Annotated in this window: 10 protein-coding genes and 2 pseudogenes; 5 read left to right on the forward strand and 7 right to left on the reverse strand. The window is 65.5% G+C overall.

Annotated features, from left to right (window positions below):
- Positions 1–13: 13 nt before the first annotated feature.
- The 3 genes and pseudogenes from G4G28_RS06680 to G4G28_RS06690 all read left to right on the forward strand — a co-directional run bounded on the left by G4G28_RS06680 (position 14) and on the right by G4G28_RS06690 (position 4,820).
- The gene (locus G4G28_RS06680; RefSeq protein ID WP_182991360.1) at positions 14–2,527 is read left to right on the forward strand and encodes an exo 1,3/1,4-beta-D-glucan glucohydrolase; all 2,514 of its coding nucleotides are present in this window, start codon (positions 14–16) and stop codon (positions 2,525–2,527) included.
- Positions 2,524–3,509: pseudogene (locus G4G28_RS06685) on the forward strand (glucokinase). The gene G4G28_RS06680 and the pseudogene G4G28_RS06685 overlap by 4 nt, the downstream one beginning before the upstream one ends.
- Before the next feature lie 10 nt (positions 3,510–3,519).
- A pseudogene (locus G4G28_RS06690) lies at positions 3,520–4,820 on the forward strand (sugar MFS transporter).
- A gap of 260 nt (positions 4,821–5,080) precedes the next feature.
- Here the strand turns inward: G4G28_RS06690 and G4G28_RS06695 are convergent.
- Together G4G28_RS06695 and G4G28_RS06700 are read right to left on the reverse strand one after the other, a co-directional pair.
- Positions 5,081–6,169 (reverse strand): OmpA family protein, encoded by a 1,089-nt coding sequence (locus G4G28_RS06695; protein ID WP_182991362.1) that lies wholly within the window; start codon positions 6,167–6,169, stop codon positions 5,081–5,083.
- A gap of 100 nt (positions 6,170–6,269) precedes the next feature.
- The gene (locus G4G28_RS06700) at positions 6,270–7,517 is read right to left on the reverse strand and encodes a b-glycosidase (protein ID WP_182991363.1); all 1,248 of its coding nucleotides are present in this window, start codon (positions 7,515–7,517) and stop codon (positions 6,270–6,272) included.
- A 303-nt stretch (positions 7,518–7,820) separates the two neighbouring features.
- On the opposite strand from G4G28_RS06700, the gene G4G28_RS06705 reads away from it, so the two are divergent.
- Entirely contained in the window at positions 7,821–9,077 is a 1,257-nt protein-coding gene (locus tag G4G28_RS06705) for an HD-GYP domain-containing protein (protein ID WP_183108163.1), read from the forward strand.
- Between the two features lie 15 nt (positions 9,078–9,092).
- On the opposite strand, the gene G4G28_RS06710 is transcribed toward G4G28_RS06705, so the two are convergent.
- The 5 genes from G4G28_RS06710 to G4G28_RS06730 form a co-directional block, all read right to left on the reverse strand.
- Entirely contained in the window at positions 9,093–10,598 is a 1,506-nt protein-coding gene (locus G4G28_RS06710; RefSeq protein WP_182991365.1) for a tryptophan halogenase family protein, read from the reverse strand.
- An 11-nt stretch (positions 10,599–10,609) separates the two neighbouring features.
- Positions 10,610–11,623 (reverse strand): cupin-like domain-containing protein, encoded by a 1,014-nt coding sequence (locus G4G28_RS06715; protein ID WP_182991366.1) that lies wholly within the window; start codon positions 11,621–11,623, stop codon positions 10,610–10,612.
- A complete protein-coding gene (locus G4G28_RS06720; protein WP_182991367.1) occupies positions 11,607–12,377 on the reverse strand; it encodes a SapC family protein in 771 nt (256 codons plus the stop codon). Before G4G28_RS06720 ends, G4G28_RS06715 begins: the two co-directional genes overlap by 17 nt.
- A 27-nt stretch (positions 12,378–12,404) precedes the next feature.
- Complete coding sequence (locus G4G28_RS06725) at positions 12,405–13,817, reverse strand: tryptophan halogenase family protein (RefSeq protein WP_229507915.1); 1,413 nt, start codon at positions 13,815–13,817, stop codon at positions 12,405–12,407.
- 367 nt (positions 13,818–14,184) lie between these two features.
- On the reverse strand, positions 14,185–17,301 hold the full coding sequence (locus G4G28_RS06730) for a TonB-dependent receptor (protein WP_183108164.1): 3,117 nt from the start codon (positions 17,299–17,301) through the stop codon (positions 14,185–14,187).
- A gap of 425 nt (positions 17,302–17,726) precedes the next feature.
- Here G4G28_RS06730 and G4G28_RS06735 point away from each other — a divergent pair, with 425 nt between their 5' ends.
- Complete coding sequence (locus tag G4G28_RS06735; protein WP_229425495.1) at positions 17,727–18,554, forward strand: family 16 glycosylhydrolase; 828 nt, start codon at positions 17,727–17,729, stop codon at positions 18,552–18,554.
- Positions 18,555–18,631: the final 77 nt, after the last annotated feature.

Genomic DNA, 18,631 nt, shown 5'->3' on the forward strand with positions numbered 1-18,631 from the left:
GGGAGACAACACAATGAGAAGATTTACGCCCCCGCTGCTGGCGCTGGCGATCGCGCTGGCGCTGCCGGCCGTCGCCGCGCCCGGCACGAATCGCCTGACCGACTGGCCCAAGCCGCAGAGCGCCTTCAAGCGCGATGCGGCCCTCGAGGCGCGCATTGCCGCCATCGTCAAGGGCATGAGCCTGGCGCAGAAGATCGGCCAGATGACCCAGCCGGAAATCAAGACCGCCAGTCCGGCCGACGTGAAGCAGTACTACCTCGGTTCGGTCCTGAATGGCGGCGGCAGCTGGCCGAACAATAACAAGCATGCGACGGCCGCCGACTGGCTGGCGCTGGCGAATGCCTATTACGACGCCTCGATGGCGACCGACATGGCGGTCAAGGTTCCTGTCATCTGGGGGATCGATGCCGTCCACGGCAACAACAACGTCCATGGCGCCACCATCTTCCCGCACAATATTGGCCTGGGCGCCGCGCACAATCCGAAACTGGCACAGGACATCGGCGCCGCGACCGGACGCGCCGTACGTGCCACCGGTATCGCCTGGGTGTTCGGCCCGACGCTGGCGGTGGTGCGCGACGACCGCTGGGGCCGCACCTACGAGAGCTTCTCGGAAGACCCGCTGCTGGTGAAAAGCTATGCCGGACCGTATGTGACCGGCCTGCAGGGCAGATTCAAGTCCGATGCCAACGTGGTGGCCTCGATCAAGCACTTCATGGGCGATGGCGGCACCGACCAGGGCAAGGACCGCGGCGTCACCAAGGCCAGCGCCGAGGACATGATGAATATCCATGCCCAGGGCTATTACGCAGGCCTGGCGGCGGGCGCGCAGACGGTGATGGTGTCCTTCAACAGCTGGAACGATGTCGCCGCCGGCCAGGACCACGGCAAGCTGCACGGCAGCAAACACGCCCTGACCGACATCCTGAAGGGCAAGCTTGGCTTCGACGGCTTCGTCATCAGCGACTGGAACGGCATCGCCGAGATTCCCGGCTGCCGCAACGACAGCTGTCCGCAGGCGGTCAATGCCGGCATCGACATGTTCATGGTGCCGGACGACTGGAAGGCATTCATCGCCAACACGACGAAACAGGTGGAGTCGGGCGAGATCCCGATGGCGCGCATCGACGACGCCGTTACCCGCATCCTGCGCGTCAAGCTGCGCGCAGGCCTGTTCGGCAAGCGGCCATCAAACAACGCCTATGCCGGCAAGGACGCAGCAACGCAGGACCGCGCGCTGGCGCGCCGTGCCGTGCGCGAGTCGCTCGTGCTGCTGAAGAACGAAGGACCGGTACTGCCACTGGCACGCGGCAAGAAGCTTCTCGTTGTGGGCAAGAGTGCCGACAACCTGTCGAACCAGACCGCCGGCTGGTCGCTGACCTGGCAGGGGACGGCCAATACCAATGCCGACTTCCCCCACGCCGACTCCATCCTTGCCGGCATCAAGGCGGCCGCGGGCGAGGCGAACGTTCGCTACAGCCAGGACGGACGCGACGTCAACGTGGCCGACTACGACGCGGTGATTGCCGTGATCGGCGAAACCCCGTATGCCGAAGGCGACGGCGACATCGGCCCATCGGGCACGCTGCGCCACAGCGGCCGCCACCCGGAAGACCTGGCCGTGCTGGAAGCCGTCGCCGGCAAGGGCAAACCGGTGATTACCGTGTTCGTTGCCGGCCGTCCGCTCTGGGTCAACGACCTGCTGAATCTGTCGGACACCTTTGTCGCCGCCTGGCTGCCGGGCAGCGAGGGCAAGGGCGTGTCCGACCTGCTGGTTGCCGGTCCCAAGCGGTATGACTTCCGCGGCACGCTGTCGTTCTCGTGGCCAAAGTCGGTCTGCCAGACGGATTTGAACCTTGGAAGCGCCAACTATGCGCCGCTCTTCAAGCTCGGGTATGGCCTGCGCGCGGGACAACGCTCGCAGCTGGGCAAGTTAGACTCCAGCTATCCGCCCGGCGGCTGCGGCGTCAGCAACAGCTTCCCGGTATTCGGCCAGGCCGACCGCGCCAGCTTCCCGCTGGCGATCCGCAGCGGGAGCGAGGTCAAGCCGCTCGGCGCCGACCTGAACGCGACGATCGCGCTGCCTGGCGTCTCCGTGCAGACATCGCAGATCAACACCCAGCAGGATGCGAAGCAAATCACGTGGACCGGGCCGGCGACGGTCGAAGCACGCGGCGGCAAGGCCATGGTGCTGCCGCCGGCGGCCAGCCAGGATGGCGCGTTGCGCTTCGATACCATCGTCACGCAAGCCCCCGCCGGCAAGCTGACGCTGGCGATGGCCTGCGTTGCCAACTGCGGCACGCCGCTCGACGCCACCGCGCTCTTCAAGCGCCTGGCCGGCAAGGGCAAGCAGACCGTCAAGGTGCCGCTGGCCTGCTTCGCGGCGAAAGGCGTCGACCTGGCGCGGGTCGAGGCGCCCTTCGTCGTCGGCAGCAGCGGCGCGTTCACCGCCGCCTTTGCCAACATCGAGATTCTGGGTGGCGCCGCGAAAGAGCCGGACGCCGTTCGCTGCGAGGAGCTGCAATGAGCCCGGCCCGACTCGTCGCCGACATCGGCGGCACCAATGCCCGCTTCGCGCTGCACGATGGCGGCAAGTTCGACTGCATCGAGGTCTTGTCCTGCGCCCAGCACGAGACGCTGGCGGACGCCATGCACACCTACCTGCACACGGCCGCCGGACGCGGCTTCCAGGTCGACGGCATCGCCCACGCCGCGATCGCGATCGCCAACCCGGTCGAGGACGACCACGTCAAGATGACGAACCACCACTGGAGCTTTTCGATCTCCAGCCTGCGCGACGAGCGCGCGCTGTCGACGCTGCTGGTGGTGAACGATTTCGCGGCCCTGGCCATGTCGCTGCCGTACCTGGAGCCCTGGCAGCGCGAGCGGGTCGGCGGCGGCGTCGAGCAAGCCGGGCGTCCGCTCGGCCTGATCGGCCCGGGCACGGGCCTGGGCGTGTCGGGCGTGGTCCCGGCCGGGGAGCGCTGGATTGCGCTGGCCGGGGAGGGCGGCCATGCCAGCTTCGCGCCTTGCACGCGCGACGAGTTCCTGATACTGGAGCGCCTGCAGGAACAGTACGGGCACGTGTCGGCCGAGCGCCTGCTGTCAGGGCCGGGGCTGGAGGCGATCCACCGCGTCCTCGCCGGGAACGAGCTGGGTGCGGCCGCCATCACGGGCGGGGCGCTGTCCGGCGACGCCGCCTGCCTGCGGACCGTGGAGACCTTTGCGGTATCCTCGGCAGCGTAGCCGGCAACGTTGCCCTGACCCTCGGCGCGACCGGCGGCATGTACATCGGCGGCGGCATCGTGCCGAGATTGGGCACGCTGTTCGCCAGCTCGCCGTTCCGCCGCCGCTTCGAGGACAAGGGACGGCTCTCGACTTACCTTGCGCGCATTCCGACCTGGGTCATTACCGAACCCTATCCGGCACTGCAGGGCGTGGCGGCGCTGCTGTCGGCCCACATCGGTGGCCCGCACTCCGGTAGCCCGCACTCCGGTAGCACACAATAAGGAAACCATCATGGAAAACATCGCACGCCCCGCCGCGCTCGCCGAAGCGCAGCCGGAACAGAGCCAGTCGCAGACCGGCCCGCTCGTCATCCTCACCATCCTGTTCTTCATGTGGGGACTCCTGACCTCGCTGAACGACATCCTGATCCCGCACCTGAAATCGATCTATACGCTCACTTACCTGCAGGCGATGCTGGTCCAGTTCTGCTTCTTCGGCGCCTACTTCCTGGTGTCGATGCCGGCGGGCGCGCTGATTCGCCGCATTGGCTACCAGAAGGGGGCGGTCACTGGTCTCCTGATTGCCGCCGCCGGCTGCGCGCTGTTCTACCCGGCCGCGCAAAGCGGCTACGGGTTGTTCCTGTTCGCATTTTTTGTCCTGGCAAGCGGCATCACCATCCTGCAGGTGGCGGCCAACCCGTATGTCACGGTGCTGGGGCCGGCGCGCACGGCATCGAGCCGCCTGACGCTCACCCAGGCCTTCAACTCGCTCGGCACGACGGTCGGCCCGTATGTCGGCGGGATGCTGATCCTGTCTGCTGCCGCGGTCGGCGCCGACAAGATCGCGGCCATGTCCGCGGTCGAACAGGCGGCGCACCGGGCGCAGGAAGCGGCCACCGTCCAGGGCCCCTACCTGGCGCTGGCGGCGACGCTCGCGATTCTGGCGCTGTTGTTTGCGGTCGTGCGGCTGCCGAAAGTCGACCATGCTGCAGGCCCGCCGCGGCGCAGGCGGGCGAGGGTTCGGCCTGGTCCTACCGCCACCTGGTGCTGGGCGCGGTGGCGATCTTCGTCTATGTCGGCGGCGAAGTCAGTATCGGCAGCTTCCTGGTGAACTTCCTGGGCGAACCGCAGATCGCGGGCATGAGCCACGATGCGGCCTACAAGTATGTCAGCCTGTACTGGGGCGGGGCACTGGTGGGCCGCTTCATCGGCTTCGCCGTGATGCGCTACGTCAGCCCGGGCAAGACGCTCGCCTTCAATGCCTTTGCCGTGATCGCCCTGGTGCTGCTCGCCACCCTGGGGCAGGGACACCTGGCGATGTGGGCACTCATCGCGGTTGGACTGTTCAATTCGATCATGTTCCCGACCATCTTCAGCATGGCGCTGCACGGCCTGGGACGCCACACGGGGCAGGGTTCGGGCATTCTCTGCATGGCGATTGTCGGCGGCGCCATCGTGCCCTTCATCCAGGGCGGCCTGGCCGACCGCATCGGCCTGCAGCCTTCCTTCCTGGTACCGGCGGCCTGCTACCTGTTCATCCTGTTCTACGGCGTGAAGTACGCGGGACTGCATCGCCAGGGGGATCCGGCTTGAGGGATCGTCCCGCCCGGCAGACGCGGCCGGGCGGGACGGCGCAGGAACCGGCTTACTGCTGCCGCTTCTTCTCTTCCTGCTTGACCTTCTTCGCTTCCTTCTTTTCCTTCGGCGTTTTGGCGGGTTCTTTCTTCGTGGACTTTTTCGCGTCCTGGCTTTTGCTCATGGTCTAGCTCCCTTCTGTCAGTCGAATGTGGATCTTCCAACGACACTATAACGCGAAAGGGGCTGCGGCCACCTGCGGACGCCGGCTCGACGAATCACACCCGCACCAACTCCACGCGACGGTTCCTTGCCTTGCCTTCTTCGGTCGTGTTGTCGGCCAGCGGCTGGTCCGGGCCCTTGCCGACGGCGGTAAGGCGGTCCGCCGCAACCTGTTTGGCGGTGATCGCCTTGACGACCGACTCGGCACGCGCCAGCGACAGCTTGCGGTTGTGCGCGGCGTCGCCGCTGGCATCGGTATGGCCTTCGACGCGCAGCTTCAGGCTCGGTTCGCCCTGCATCAGCTTGACGACCTCGTCGACCGCCGGCAGGCTGTCCTGGCGGATGACCTGGCTGTCGGTATCGAAGTTCAGGTACAGGGCGACGTGGCCGTCCTTCTTCAGGGCGGAAGACAGCTCTGCGGCAGGCAAGGCGCTCACCTGCTGCTGCATTGCCTTTTCTTCGACGGCCAAGACACCGATCTCGCCGCCGTCAACCCAGAACGAGATCCAGATGTTGGTCTGGGGCGTCCGGATCAGCCATTGCTCGAAATTGGGCGTATCCGCATCCTCGCCCGCATCGATATAGGGAAGGTCCATCTTGTTGTACACGGCCTGGTAACTTCCGCCATTGCGCTCGATGAATTTCTCGTTCCTCGGGTGGACGGTGTCGACCCGCGTCGCACCGAGGGCCTTCAGGGCCGTTTCATAGTTGCGGTGCGCTGCCAGACTCGACCACTTCAGGTCGCTCAACGTGAACTCCCGGCGGATGACCTTGCCTTCGACCTTGCGCAGTTCTTCGCCGGCGATGACGTAGGCGCGATCGAAATCGTGTTCCCGGTCCGTGCGCACGTCGCTGGGTTTCAGCTCAGCAGGCATGGCGACATACGGGAAAGGCGGCAAGGCCTTGGTCGTTACCGGGACCGAATTCAGGTCGAAGGGCTTCACCGCGTCCGCAGCCGGGGTGGCGGCAGGGGCCTCAGGGGTGGCAGCGGGGGCGGGCGTGGTTGCGGGCTGTGCAGCGGCCGCCGGCGCTTCCTTGGCCGGCTCCTGCGATTCGGTCTGGTTGCGTTTGCAGGCCGTCAGGCTGGCGGCAATGAACAGGGGCAGGACAAGTGTCGAGAGACGCATCATGGCAGTTCGTTTCATGATCAAAAAATAACGGAACGCCAGAATAGCAGAGTTCTATTTACATTTGGACAGTGACCTCCGTTGAATACAATAGTTTTCCGCATCCGCACCGCGATCATCAGCACCAGTTTTTATCGGGCTGCATATTCAGCCGGTGCGCCGCATCGATCACGTCCTGCAGTTCGACCGGGTCGCTGTAGGGATCCTGGTCGAGCGTGGTGACCCGGTTCAGCTCTTTCTGCCAGCGGCGCAATTCGGCGACATAGTCCGGGTCCGGCACCCGCTTGAGGACACCGTTTTCCCGCACCAGGTCGCAGATGCCGTTGTGTACCCACTCGCCACTGTGCCAGTCCGGCATGTCGACCGCGGGGAAGAGGCACACGCCCTGCAGGTCCATCCCGCGCCGCACGGCCGCCAGCGATTCGCCCATGACGTCGCGCAGCCAACTGTCGCGGCCCTGGCCCAGGCCACTGGTTTCGCCGATGATCATCGGCCTGCGATAGCGCTGCCAGACGGTGTCCAACATCTCGCACAGCGGCACGATGCGCTCGTCGCCGGGCGGCAGCGCCGCATGCGGCCCGTGCTCGCGGTATTCCATCTGGCCGAAGGAATAATTGTTGGCGCCGACGATGTCCAGGATCTCGGGCGATCCGCCGAACTCCGGGTGCGCGCGGCCGCCGATGATGTCCCAGGCGAGGAAGGTATCGACCATGGTCTCGTGGCGCGCCGCCTCGACCAGGTCGGGCCGGCCGCGCGGCGCCACCACCTGCACCAGCGGGTCGATGTGGACCATGCGCGCGCCCGGGTCGACTTCGCGGATCGCCTTGACGCCGGCAATCGCCGCCCGGCACAGGGCCAGGCGCAGGCGCATCCGGTCTTCGCGGCTGCGGCGATAGGGCGCGGCCCAGCCCCATTCGCCGGCACAGAAGGAAAAGAAGGTGATCTCGTTGATCGGCGTGAAGAAGTGCGGGCCGCGCAGTTTCGGGACCACGTATTCGGCGCAAGCGCGGCAATAGCGCGCGAAGCGATCGACGAAGGCATCGGAAAAAGGATCGAGGTCGTCCGGGTAGCCGTAGTGGCAGAGGTCCCAGATCGGCGTGATCTTCGAGGCGTTCATGGCCTCGATGGGGGGATCGATACGCGAAAAATCGTAGCCCTCGCCGCGATCGACCAGCGGCCAGGGAATGCCTTCGCGGGCCACGCCGATGCCCAGGCTGTTCAGTATCCGGTAATCCTCGGCCGTGTGGCGGTCGTGTTCCGTTTCCGCGACCAGGTCGCGCCGGACACGCTCCTCGCTCCACAGGAAGCTGGAGCACTCGAAGCCCGAGAGAAAGAATGTCGGGAAAATGCCGGGACGGCTGGCCATGCGATCCTCCTCTTTTTCATTGCGCGAGGCCGCAGCCGGCCTGGGCGGGGAAGCGTGTGCAGGATCGCATTGCTACCGAAAGTTGTCCAGAGGCGCACGACTGGGGCGCAAAGGCATCGAAGGGCGAATTTGTTGCCATGCGACAACAAATAGCACGAATGTGCGAATATTCCTCAGTGGAACCGTAATCTGGACTGTTTCCGTATGGAATCTTTTGACCGGCTACCTTATGATCACCGCTCTTTGCGCACAGCAGCCATCGCGCGCCGCTTTCGAATTACCCCTATTGCTCCACCAGACACCATGACATCCGGCGCCGTCGTCAACGAACACTACCTGAACAAGGTACTCGCACTGTCCCAGGAAGTCGGCGTCACCGCCACCGAGGACATCTACGACGCGCGTGGCATGAAGCTGCTGGCCAAGGGCGCCATGGTGTCGCCCCAGCTGCAGGAACGGCTGATCGTGCATCGCCTGCGCAAGCCGCTGGAAGCCTGCATCACGGTCGAGGGTGGCGTCGACGGCAGCGGGCTGGCCGCCAGCGCCTACCGCGCCTGCGAAGCATCGCCCGCGCTGGCGGCAATCCTGGGGGCCTGCGGCATCACGGTCGCGACGGTGCGGCGCGAACTCGAAGCGCTGCGCTTTGCGCCGGCGATGACGGTGATGCTGACCATGATCGGCCGCGGCAACGGCGACCTGCGCCACGTCGCCGAGGTGGCGGCGCTGTCGCTCGCCTTTGCGACGCACGCGCGCCTGGCGCCCGACGGGGTACGGGTGGCGGCGATGGCGGGTGTGCTGCACGATATCGGCGAGCTCTATATCGATCCCGACCTGATCAATGCGAGCCGGGTGCTGAGCTCTGAAGAATGGTCGCACGTGATCGTGCATCCCCATATCGGACGGCTGCTCATCCAGGACCTGGAATCCTGCCCGGCGGCGGTCGGCATTGCCGTCTCCGAACACCATGAACGCCTGAATGGCACGGGCTACCCGCGCGCCATGATCGCAGGGCAGAGCAGCGTCGCCGGGCAGCTCGTCGCCAGCGCCGAGCTCATCTCCGGGCTGCTGCACAAGCCGAACGCGCTGCAGCGCGCCGAACTGGCAATGAAGATCGTCAGCGGCGAGCATCCGCGCATGGTCTCGGCCATCATCTCCCAGGCCAGCCGTACGCCCGGTGCGCAAGCCTTCGAGCTCGCCTCGGCCACGATCGACGACGACGAGGTCATCCGGCTGTCGCAGCGCATGGCCGACGCGGCGGAACTGGCGGCGCAACTGGCGCGCGGCGCCGGGCTCGCGCCCAGGCACCTCGACCTGATGCTGCGCACCCGCGAACGCCTGCACATGGTCCAGCGCGCCTTCATGTCCACGGGGCTCGACATGCACGTCGCCGCGCTCGCGGGCGCACCCCTCGATCACCACGAAGTATTCGAAAGCGAGCTGGCCCTGCGCGAGATCAGCTGGCGGGTCCGCGACATCGGCCGCGATCTCGTACTCCAGCTGGGCGCCGCCCGGACCTCGATTCCCCAGGCCGGGCAACTGGTCGCGCTGCTCTGCGGGTGAACGCCATGCGCTTCCCTACGCGGCGCAGTACTGGCGGACGTAGGCTTCGTGCGGCGGCAGCTGCGCCACGGTGCGTTCGATGCCCTGGCTGATCCCGTTCAGGAAATGCGCCAGCTCCTCGTCGCCCATCAGGTCGGCCGTTTGATGGTGCTGCTGCGGCATGATGCCCTGGCCCAGCATGACCTGGATCCACGAGTTCTCCGCGAACAGCTCGTTCGCGATGCGGAATACGCGCCCTGTTTCGCGGAACAGGTCGATGCGGTGCTGCAGCGAGGCCGGTACCGCCATCTCGGCGGCAGCACGCCAGTAGGGCGTGTCGCGGCGGTTCGTCACCTTGTAGTGCAGGATGATGAAGTCGCGGATGGACGCGATATCGGTCTCGGTCTGGCGGTTGAATTCCTCGACGTCGGAAGGCTGGATGCCCTGCGTCGGGAAGCACTGCATCAGGCGGATGATGCTGCGCTGGATCAGGTGGATGCTGGTCGATTCGATCGGCTCGAGGAAGCCGCTCGCCAGGCCGACGGCGATGCAGTTGCGGTGCCAGACCTTCTTGCGCTGGCCCGGCTGGAAGCGGATCACGCGCGGAGCCATCAGGGGCTCGCCTTCGATGTTGGCCAGAAGTGTCTTGACTGCCGCCTCGTCGTCGGTGAAGCGGCGCGAAAACACGATGCCGTTGCCGACACGGTGCTGCAGCGGGATGCGCCATTGCCAGCCCGCGTCGCGCGCGATCGCCCGCGTCATGGGCACGGCCGGTCCCTGGCGCGGCGTCTGCAGTGCCGCCGCGCTGTCGTTGAACAGCCAGTGCGACCAGTCCTCGTATTCGATGCCCAAGGCCTGGCCGATGAGCAGGCCCCGGAAACCGGTGCAGTCGATGAACAGGTCGCCTTCGAGCACGGTGCCCGAGTCGAGCCGGATCGAGCCGATGTCGCCGCCGGGGCCATCGAGCGCCACGTCGACGATCTTGCCTTCGATGCGCTGCACGCCGAAGCGCTCCGAAAATTTGCGCAGGTAGCGGGCATAGGCGCTGGCGTCCAGGTGGTAGGCATAGTTCATGCCGTCCTTCGGCAGGTGCGCGAAGCGGTTTTCCTGGGCCGCGCGCAGCTCCAGGCAGTAGTTGCCGAAGTCGCCGGCCAGGCCGCGCTCGCGGCCCTTGTGCCAGAAATGCTGGAAGCCCGCGGTCCAGTGGTCGATGCCGGTGGAGCCGAAGGAGTGGATGTAGTCTTCGCCCACGTTGCGCCAGTTCTCGAAACTGATGCCGAGCTTGAAGGTGGCGCCGGTGGCGGCCATGAACTCCTGCTCGTTGATTTCGAGGAGGTGGTGGAAATTCATCAGCGTCGGAATGGTCGCTTCGCCCACGCCCACCGTGCCGATCTCGTCGGACTCGACCAGTTTGATGTCGAGCAGCTTGCCGAGCGATTTCGACAGGCCGGCCGCCATCATCCAGCCTGCCGTGCCGCCCCCGGCAATCACGACGCGCCGGATTGGCCGGCCCCCTGCATGTTCATGCTTCGTCTCTTGCATCTCGGTCTCCCTCAGCGGTTCATCCGCTTTAATAATTGCGCCCGCAGCAGGCGCGTGGTGTCGTCGTCCAGCGGCGCGAGGATGCGCCGGGCCGGTGCCGGTATGTGCGCCGCCGTGTCCTCATCGGCTTCGAACACGTAATGGCGGAACAGGCCGTGCCAGGCGCGGCGCTGTTCGAGCGGCATGTCGCGGATGCTCATCAAGGCGTGCATCAGGGCGTTGATCGGCGTGTCCATGTATTCCGGCGACTGGCGCCACCAGTAATTGACCAGCACGTTGAAGGCGTCCAGCGCTTCGATGTGGTGCCACCACATGCTGGGAATGAAGAGGGCGTCGCCAGCGTCGAGTTCCGCGACCTGGGCGTGCTCCATGGCCTGCGCGAAGCGGGGGAAGCGCGCCAGGTCGGGTGCATGGAAATCGACCAGGCTGATGGACTGGCCTGCCGGCGTGAAATCCAGCGGCCCGATGTACAGGTTGGGCAGCTGCTCGGGTGGGAAGAGCGTGAAGCGCCGGCGTCCCGCGGCCACGCAGGCCAGGTTGTCGGGCAGGTCGTAATGGGCGGCGATGCGGGTGCGGTTGCCGATCCAGATGCTGGCAAGCGCGTCGCGGCCGCCCAGGCCGACGTCGTTTTCAAACCGAAAACCCGGCAGGCAGGTGTCGACGGTGGTCGAGCCGACATAGATGGCCGGCGGCGCCGGATTGTCGTAATGGCCGTGCAGCTCGCCCAGCACCGCGTCGAGTTTCACCTTGAGCGGCGCGAAATTGAAGCCGCTCAAATCCTCGTTGTAGAAGAAGCGGCCCCCGATGTCCGGCCCGCCCAGCATTGCGATCACGCTCGCATCGCGGTAATGGCGGCGCAGGTAGCTGCTGGCGGCATGGAAGGACGTGCGCGCGGCGGCAACAAATGGCCAGTGCGCCACCAGCCCGCGCAGCACGACGGGTTCGAGCGATGTCAGCAGCGCGTCGGTGAGGACCCCGGGCGCGCTGCCGTCGATCTCGCGTATCGGCTTAGCCTGCGGCAGCATAGGCCAGGGTCTGGTTGCGCTGATGGCTTTCGCGGTTCCTGCGGTTCTTGCGCTCGACCAGGTTGCGCAGGTTCGACAGCGAGGCGATCGCCATGTAGATCGGCTGCAGGTAGCCGTCCCGGTGCAGGCGTTCCAGGGCAGCGCCGTCGAGCGCCGCCAGGCGCTCCTCGTTGATGGTGTAGAAGCCCCACAGGCGGTTTTGCGAACCGTCGTCGAGCTCGATGTCGAAGACAAAGGACTCGAGCAGCTCGTGCTCCAGCAGGGCGGCCATGAAGCCCTTGGCGCGCTGCAGGCCGAGGTGGATCGCCAGCAGCGTCGAATTCATGCGTTCCAGGTAGTCGCTGTTGCCGCCGTGCGGCATGAAGACGGCCTCGGCCTTGGCCTCGCCCTCGGGCTCGCCTGCGGCCGCGCTGATGCGCGGGCTGGCCATGTCGACGTGGACCATCAGCTCTTCGCCATCGACGCCGATCAGGAAGGGCTGGCGCTCGAGCGTCAGGGGCAGGTCGATCGCGTCCCAGCGTTCGCCTTCCAGGAACAGGTTTTCGCCCTCCTGGAAACCGAACAGCGCCAGCGCCTGGAAGCTCGTGCCATCCTGCGTCTTCTGGAAGACGACCGGGTAGTGGGCCTGCAGCGTACGGAATTCGTCCGGGAAGGTGAGGGCGGACATGACCGCGTCGCCATAGGCCGCGCCGCGGTCAAGGATCACCCGCAGGTCCTTGTGGTCGATATTGTTCAGCAAGACTGGTTTGGACATGGCGTTGTTGTTTTCAAGGGTGGTGGGTCAGATGCGCGGCAGACCGTGGCGCCGGACATGGTCGATCAGTTCGCGGTTCGTTGGCAGGGCTTTCAACATGCGCCGGGTCAGTTCGGCCGCTTCGCGGAAGTAGCCGTCGGCGGCAGCGCTGTCGCGGCGCCGCGTGCCGGTCGGTGGAACGGCGGCGCCCATCCCGTACAGGATGTACTGGTAGCTCGCCGCCGGGAACACTTCCTCGATGCGGGGGAAGTCGCCGCGCATTGGCGCCCGGTGCTGCCACAGGGCCAGCAGCTCGCTCAGGCTGGCCGGAATCGATTCGCGTTGACGGTTGTCGTGCCAGTAGCTCGAGTCCGTACGGCGGCTCAGTACATAGTGCAGTTTCAGGAAATCGATGACGCGCTCCCAGCGATAGCGGAAGACCTCGTTGAAGCGGCGCGCGACGATGTCCATGGTGTCGCGGGTAGCCGGCATCTCGTCGCTCAGCATCGCGGCGGACAATTCGACCAGGGCCAGCGCCGAGGCTTCGAGCGGCTCGATGAAGCCGGCCGACAGGCCGATGGCGACGCAGTTGCGCTGCCAGAAGCGCGCGCGGTAGCCGGGCTGGAAGCCGATCCTGCGCGGCGGGGCGCAGTCAGCCGGGCCACCTGTGGCGGCCACGTAGCTGCGCAGCGCGCGCTCGGCATCCTCATCGCTCGTGTGCGCGCTCGAATATACATGGCCGACGCCGCGCCGGCCGGGCAGGCCGATGTCCCAGATCCAGCCGGCCTGCTGGGCGGTGGACGTGGTTTGCGAAGCGATCGGGCTGTCCTCAAACGTGTAGGGAACCTGCACGGCCAGAGCGCTGTCGTTGAACAGCACGTGGCGCTGCGAAAGGAAAGGCGTGTCGTAATGCTGGCCCAGCAGCAGCGAGCGCATGCCGGTGCAGTCGACGAACAAATCGCCCGCGAGGAGGCCATGATGCGCCGTGCGCAGCGCGGCGATGTCGCCGTTCTCGTGCGATGCGATCGCCAGCACGTGGTCCGGCACGTAGTGCACGCCGAGCCGCTCGAGGCAGTGTTTTTTCAGGAACTGGCCGAACTTGCCGGCGTCCAGGTGGTAGCCGTAGTTGGCCACGGCCGCGAATTCCGGCGTCGCCGCCTGTTTCGGCGCGCGCCCGGCGGTGCACAGGTGCGGCTGGAAGCTGGCCAGGTCGGCGAAGGGCACGGCCGCATGGGCTTCCTGCCAGCGCGCGGCCAGGTCGGCCTCGCCATAGCCCCAGGGCAGCGTAAAGGGGTGGAAGTAATAATCGACGGCCGCGCCCGTGGCCCAGCCGTCGAAGCGCGAGCCCTGCTTGAAGGCGGCGTCGCACTCGCGGAAGAAATCCGATTCCGATACGCCGATGCGGCGCAGCGTATCGCGCATCGAGGGCCAGGTGCCTTCGCCGACGCCGATCGGGGCCACGTCGGGCGACTCGATCAGGGTGACGCGCAGGCCATCGGCATCGCTGGCGCGGTGGTCGGCCGCGATGACGGACGGCAGCCGTCAGCCAGCCGGCCGAACCGCCGCCGACGATGACCACGTGCTTGATCGGACTACTCGTCATGGACATGCTTCCAACAATGGTGTTTCCAGCAAGACTTTATTGCAATGAGTCTACCTGAAACGTTTCCAATTGACGAGGGTAGGAAACGCGTGTGGTAACGGAAATCCGCGGCAACGACGTAGGGTGGGCAGTTGAGATGACCGGGGGCCATCTCAGCACACTGCCCACCCTACGGTACCGGCATCCACACGAGCGACCGCCGCCGCCCGTGTGACCGCGATCCCATCAGAACTTGTAGCGGGCGCCCAGCATGTAACGAGGACCGGTCTGGGTAATCGACAGCACCTGGTTCCTGGTGCGGCCGTGGATCCGGATGCTCTCGTCGGTCACGTTGATCGCCTCGAACTGCACGCTCAGGCGGCTGTCGAAGTTGTAGCCGATGCTGATGTCCAGCTGCCCGTATGGCTCGACATACTGCGGGTTCGGCCCCGTGTCGTCCCGGGTACCGGCCAGGAACTCGTCGCGCCAGTTGTAGGCCGCGCGCACGGCCCACTTGTCGTTCTCGAAGATACCGACCAGGTTGGCGGAGTCGGACAGGCCCGTCATCGCGAACTGCTCCTGCCCGCTGGTGCTGGCATTGTCGAATTTCAGGTCCGAACGCACCAGGGTGTAGTTCGCCGACACGCCGAAGCCGCTGTTGCCGAACATGTGCTGGACGTTGAATTCCCAGCCATTGAGCTTGGCGCGCTTCTCGTTCGAATAGGTCGTGATGTCGAAGTTGGCGATCGGGTCGGTCGGCAGGCTGCTGATGGTGCCCTTTGGATTGCCGTTGTCGTCATTGACGAAATTGCCGGCGGCGTCCCTTTCGCGCACGACGCCCGGCTGGCCGTTCTTGTTGCGGAAAATGTAGTTGCGAATGCAGAGCATCTGCGTCGTGGCGCAACCGCTGGCAATCGCCTCGTTCCAGTAAGCGCCACCGATCGGCGTGCGCACGCCAAACGGCTGGGCTACAAAACTCGAGCTGCCGGCATAATTCTCCAGGTCCTTGCGGAAGTGGCCGATCGAGACGAAGTTCTGCTTGCCGTAATACCATTCCCACGACAGATCGAGGTTCTTCGACTTGACCGGCAGCAGGCCCGGATTGCCCTGCGAACCGACGCCGCCATTCACGCGTGCACCGGCGTCGAGCACCTGGCCACCGGCGATCTGGTCGTAGCGTGGCCGGCCGATGGTCTGGCCGTAGGAGGCGCGCAGCTTCATGTCCCTGCGCACGTCGAGGTCCGCATCGAAGGTCGGCAGCAGGTAGTCGTACTTGCCGGTGAGGGTGGTGAACTGGTTGCCGGAGAAATTCACGGCCAGTTCGTTTTCCGAGTTCCAGGTCATGCCCGTCGGGGTCTGCACCTTCGCGCTGGAGGTGACATCGGTCTTCTCGTAGCGCACGCCGATGCCGGTATGCAGCGGCATCGCAGTGTCCCAGTCGGTGTTGAACTGCAGGTACAGGCTCTTCGATTTTTCCGTGGAGCGCTGGTCGGTATCGTAGGTGGTCTTCGGCAGGTACAGTTCCGGCTGGCCCGACGCGCGCGCTGCGATGTCGCGTACCTGTTCGAAATCGAAGGTATAGAAGGTATTGAACAGGTTCGGGTTGTCGCTGCCGGCCAGCTTGCTGAAGTACTGGCGCACCGATTCCTGGTGCCAGACGCTGCTCGGGTAATCGGCCGCGCTGGTGGCGCCGGTCCAGGTCTCACGCTGCTGGTTCGAGAAGGCCGAGCGGTTGTCCGCCTTGGTCAGGGCCAGGCCGAAATTCAGTTCGGACGCCGCGAACAGCTTCTGGCTGCCCTTCAACTGGGCCTGCTCGATGTCGCCGCGCATGTAGCCGTTCTGGAAGGTCGAGCCGGTGACCTGCTGGCGTGCACGGTTGAAGTCGGCGTCCTCAATGCTCAGCACCGGGAAGTCGTTCCTGAAGTCGCCAGTGGTATTGCCGCGCGAGAAGCTGGCCGTGCCCAGCGTGTTGGACGAGCCGTAGGGGCTGTCCGGCGTCGACTCGGCGCTCGACTTGTGGGCATCGAATTCCACGCGCAGGTCGCTGTTCGGTTTCCACACGGCGTTAAAGCCGAGCGACTTGTTCCGGGTACGGGTAGCGAAGTCGGCGCCGCCCATCGCGATGTCCCTGGACGAGGGGATGGGCACGCCATTCGCATCGGTCTTCGGGAATACCTCGGTGTAGATCATTGGCTCGGCGATGCCGCCCACCGGATTGCCCCAGGTGCTGGTCGATTCGCCGAAGTTGAACCAGGCCGACAGGTCCTGGCGGCGGGTCTGGATCTTGTTTTCGGAATAGGTGTAGTCGAGCGTGGTCGTGAGCGCCTTGCTCGGCGCGTATTGCAGGGTCAGCTGGCCGTTCGCGCGCTGGCGCTGCACGCCGCTCATCGCGTAGTTCAGGTTCTGCGGCACTTCGTACAGGGTGGCGCCCGTCGGACGGTTGACGATGTCGCCGCCCGAAGGCTCGTTCGGCTGCGGGATGCGGCCCCAGCTGTTCGTGTCGTCGCCACGGAACGGACCACGCCAGCCGCTCACCGACGCCCTGTTGTAGCCCAGGTTGCGCTCCTGGTAGCTGCCGCTAATCGCCACGCCAAAGGTGCCGTCGGCCATGGTGGTGCTGTAGATGCCCGCCACTTCCGGGGTCACCTTGTTGCCGCGCTTGACGTCTTCCGGCAGGTTCGTGGACGACTCGTCGTAGACGCCCTTGATGCCGATGCTGGCCTGCTTGCCGTTGCGCTCGAGCGGACGCGCGGTCATCACGTTGAGCGTCGCGCCGATGCCGCCGGTCGGGGTGTCGGCACGGGCCGACTTGTAGACCTGGATCTGCGAGATGCCTTCGGAGGCGATGTTGGCGAAGTCGAAGGCACGGCCGTTGCGGTCGCCCAGGTTCGAAGTCGGCATCTGGCGGCCGTTGAGCAGCACCATGTTGAAGTCGGGGCCGACGCCGCGCACGGTGACCTTCGAGCCTTCGCCGATCTCGCGGTCGATCGACACGCCGGAAATGCGCTGCAGCGATTCGGCCAAGTTGGTATCCGGGAACTTGCCGATGTCTTCGGCGACGATGCCGTCGACAAAACCCTGGGCATTGCGCTTCATGTTCAGCGACGAGGCCATACTCTGGCGGATGCCCTTGACGACGACGGTCGCCGGCGTAGCGGAGGCCGCCGATGCGGCGGAAGCGTCATCGACGACGGCCGAATTGGTGCTGGCGCCCGAGGCCTGGCCGCTGGTGGAGGTGCTGTCGGCGGGCGTCGTCGTCGCCTGCGTGGCCGCTTCCTGCGCATGGCCTGGTGCCATGAATGCCGCGCAGGCGGCAGCCACGGCCAGGCTGATCATTTTCTGCTTTGCCAAAGGGTAGTGCATGTCTTCTCCTCGTTCTTATAGATTTGGTCGGCAGCCCCTCCAATCCCGGGTAGTGTCTCACCCATTGGCAGCGCTGCCGCAATACGCAATCCGACTCAGTCCATCCACGCTGATCAAACACGAAAGGCCGATTGCGTCCGATGAGGGGAGCAAACGGCAATTCGTCCAGTTTTACTTTGCCGGGTAGCGCAACCTGCCTGGCATTTTTGGAAACGATGGAAACGTTTCCATACAATCTGGCTGAATATTAGGGTCAGGAAAATAAATTGTCAACGGAATATTGTTAGTGCTGGAAAGTGCGTGCTGGACGCAACAATACGGCGCGCCGGCGAACAGCGTTGACACCCGAAATCGAAGGGTGCTACATTCGGCGGCACGATTTTGGTAACGTTTCCATCTACAGGCGGAGCATGACCGGAAAAAGCATGACCAGAAGCATGGCGCGTGCCGCATTGGCAGTCGCCATGTTGTCGGGTGCCGTCATGGCGGGCGCGTTTTCCGCGCCTGCACCAGTTGCCCCGGCCGCGCCTGCCGACTGGGTCCTGGACTGGCAGGACGAGTTCGACGGCGCTACGCTCGATCGCGCGAAGTGGCGCGTCGACGTCGGGCCCGGCACGCCCAGCAACAACGAACAGCAGTACTACACCGACCGCGCCGGCAATCTGCGCCTGGAAGAGGGCATGCTCGTCATCGAGGCGCGCCGCGAGCCCGAACACGGCATGGCCTACACCTCGGCGCGCATCAAGACCGCGGGACTGGTGGAACGCACCCACGGCCGCTACGAGGCGCGCATCAGGATTCCGCGCGGGCAGGGCATCTGGCCGGCATTCTGGCTGCTCGGCGCCGATATCGGGACGACCGGCTGGCCGCGCTGCGGCGAGATCGACATCATGGAAAACATCGGCAAGGAGCCTGGCATCGTGCACGGCACCCTGCACGGACCCGGCTACTCGGGCGAGCACGGCTTCGGCGGCCCGTCGGCGCTTTCGATGGGCGCCTATGCCGACGACTTCCACGTCTTTGCCGTCGAATGGGAGCCGCACGAAATCCGTTGGTACCGCGACGGCATCCTCTACCACACCGCCACGCCAAAGCTGGTGAAGGGCGAGTGGGTGTTCGAGCATCCGTTCTTCGTGATCCTGAACCTGGCCGTGGGCGGCTACTGGCCGGGCTATCCGGATGCGACGACACCGCTGCCGCAGCGCATGCTGGTGGACTACGTCCGCGTCTATCGCCGGCCGCCGGGCGCGTGAAACGCTCATGGCGGCGTTGCATCGTCTCGCCGTACCAGTCATGTAGGGTGGGCACTTGTGCCCACGCGGACTATTAC

This window comes from Massilia sp. Dwa41.01b (genome assembly GCF_014171775.1).
Lineage (GTDB): Bacteria > Pseudomonadota > Gammaproteobacteria > Burkholderiales > Burkholderiaceae_D > Telluria.

Excerpts from the sequence above, each read along its gene's own strand:
- G4G28_RS06680 (WP_182991360.1), top strand. The coding sequence starts at position 14 with ATGAGAAGATTTACGCCCCCGCTGCTGGCGCTGGCGATCGCGCTGGCG.
- G4G28_RS06695 (WP_182991362.1), bottom strand. The coding sequence starts at position 6,169 with ATGAAACGAACTGCCATGATGCGTCTCTCGACACTTGTCCTGCCCCTG.
- G4G28_RS06700 (WP_182991363.1), bottom strand. The coding sequence starts at position 7,517 with ATGGCCAGCCGTCCCGGCATTTTCCCGACATTCTTTCTCTCGGGCTTC.
- G4G28_RS06705 (WP_183108163.1), top strand. The coding sequence starts at position 7,821 with ATGACATCCGGCGCCGTCGTCAACGAACACTACCTGAACAAGGTACTC.
- G4G28_RS06710 (WP_182991365.1), bottom strand. The coding sequence starts at position 10,598 with ATGCAAGAGACGAAGCATGAACATGCAGGGGGCCGGCCAATCCGGCGC.
- G4G28_RS06715 (WP_182991366.1), bottom strand. The coding sequence starts at position 11,623 with ATGCTGCCGCAGGCTAAGCCGATACGCGAGATCGACGGCAGCGCGCCC.
- G4G28_RS06720 (WP_182991367.1), bottom strand. The coding sequence starts at position 12,377 with ATGTCCAAACCAGTCTTGCTGAACAATATCGACCACAAGGACCTGCGG.
- G4G28_RS06730 (WP_183108164.1), bottom strand. The coding sequence starts at position 17,301 with ATGCACTACCCTTTGGCAAAGCAGAAAATGATCAGCCTGGCCGTGGCT.
- G4G28_RS06735 (WP_229425495.1), top strand. The coding sequence starts at position 17,727 with ATGACCAGAAGCATGGCGCGTGCCGCATTGGCAGTCGCCATGTTGTCG.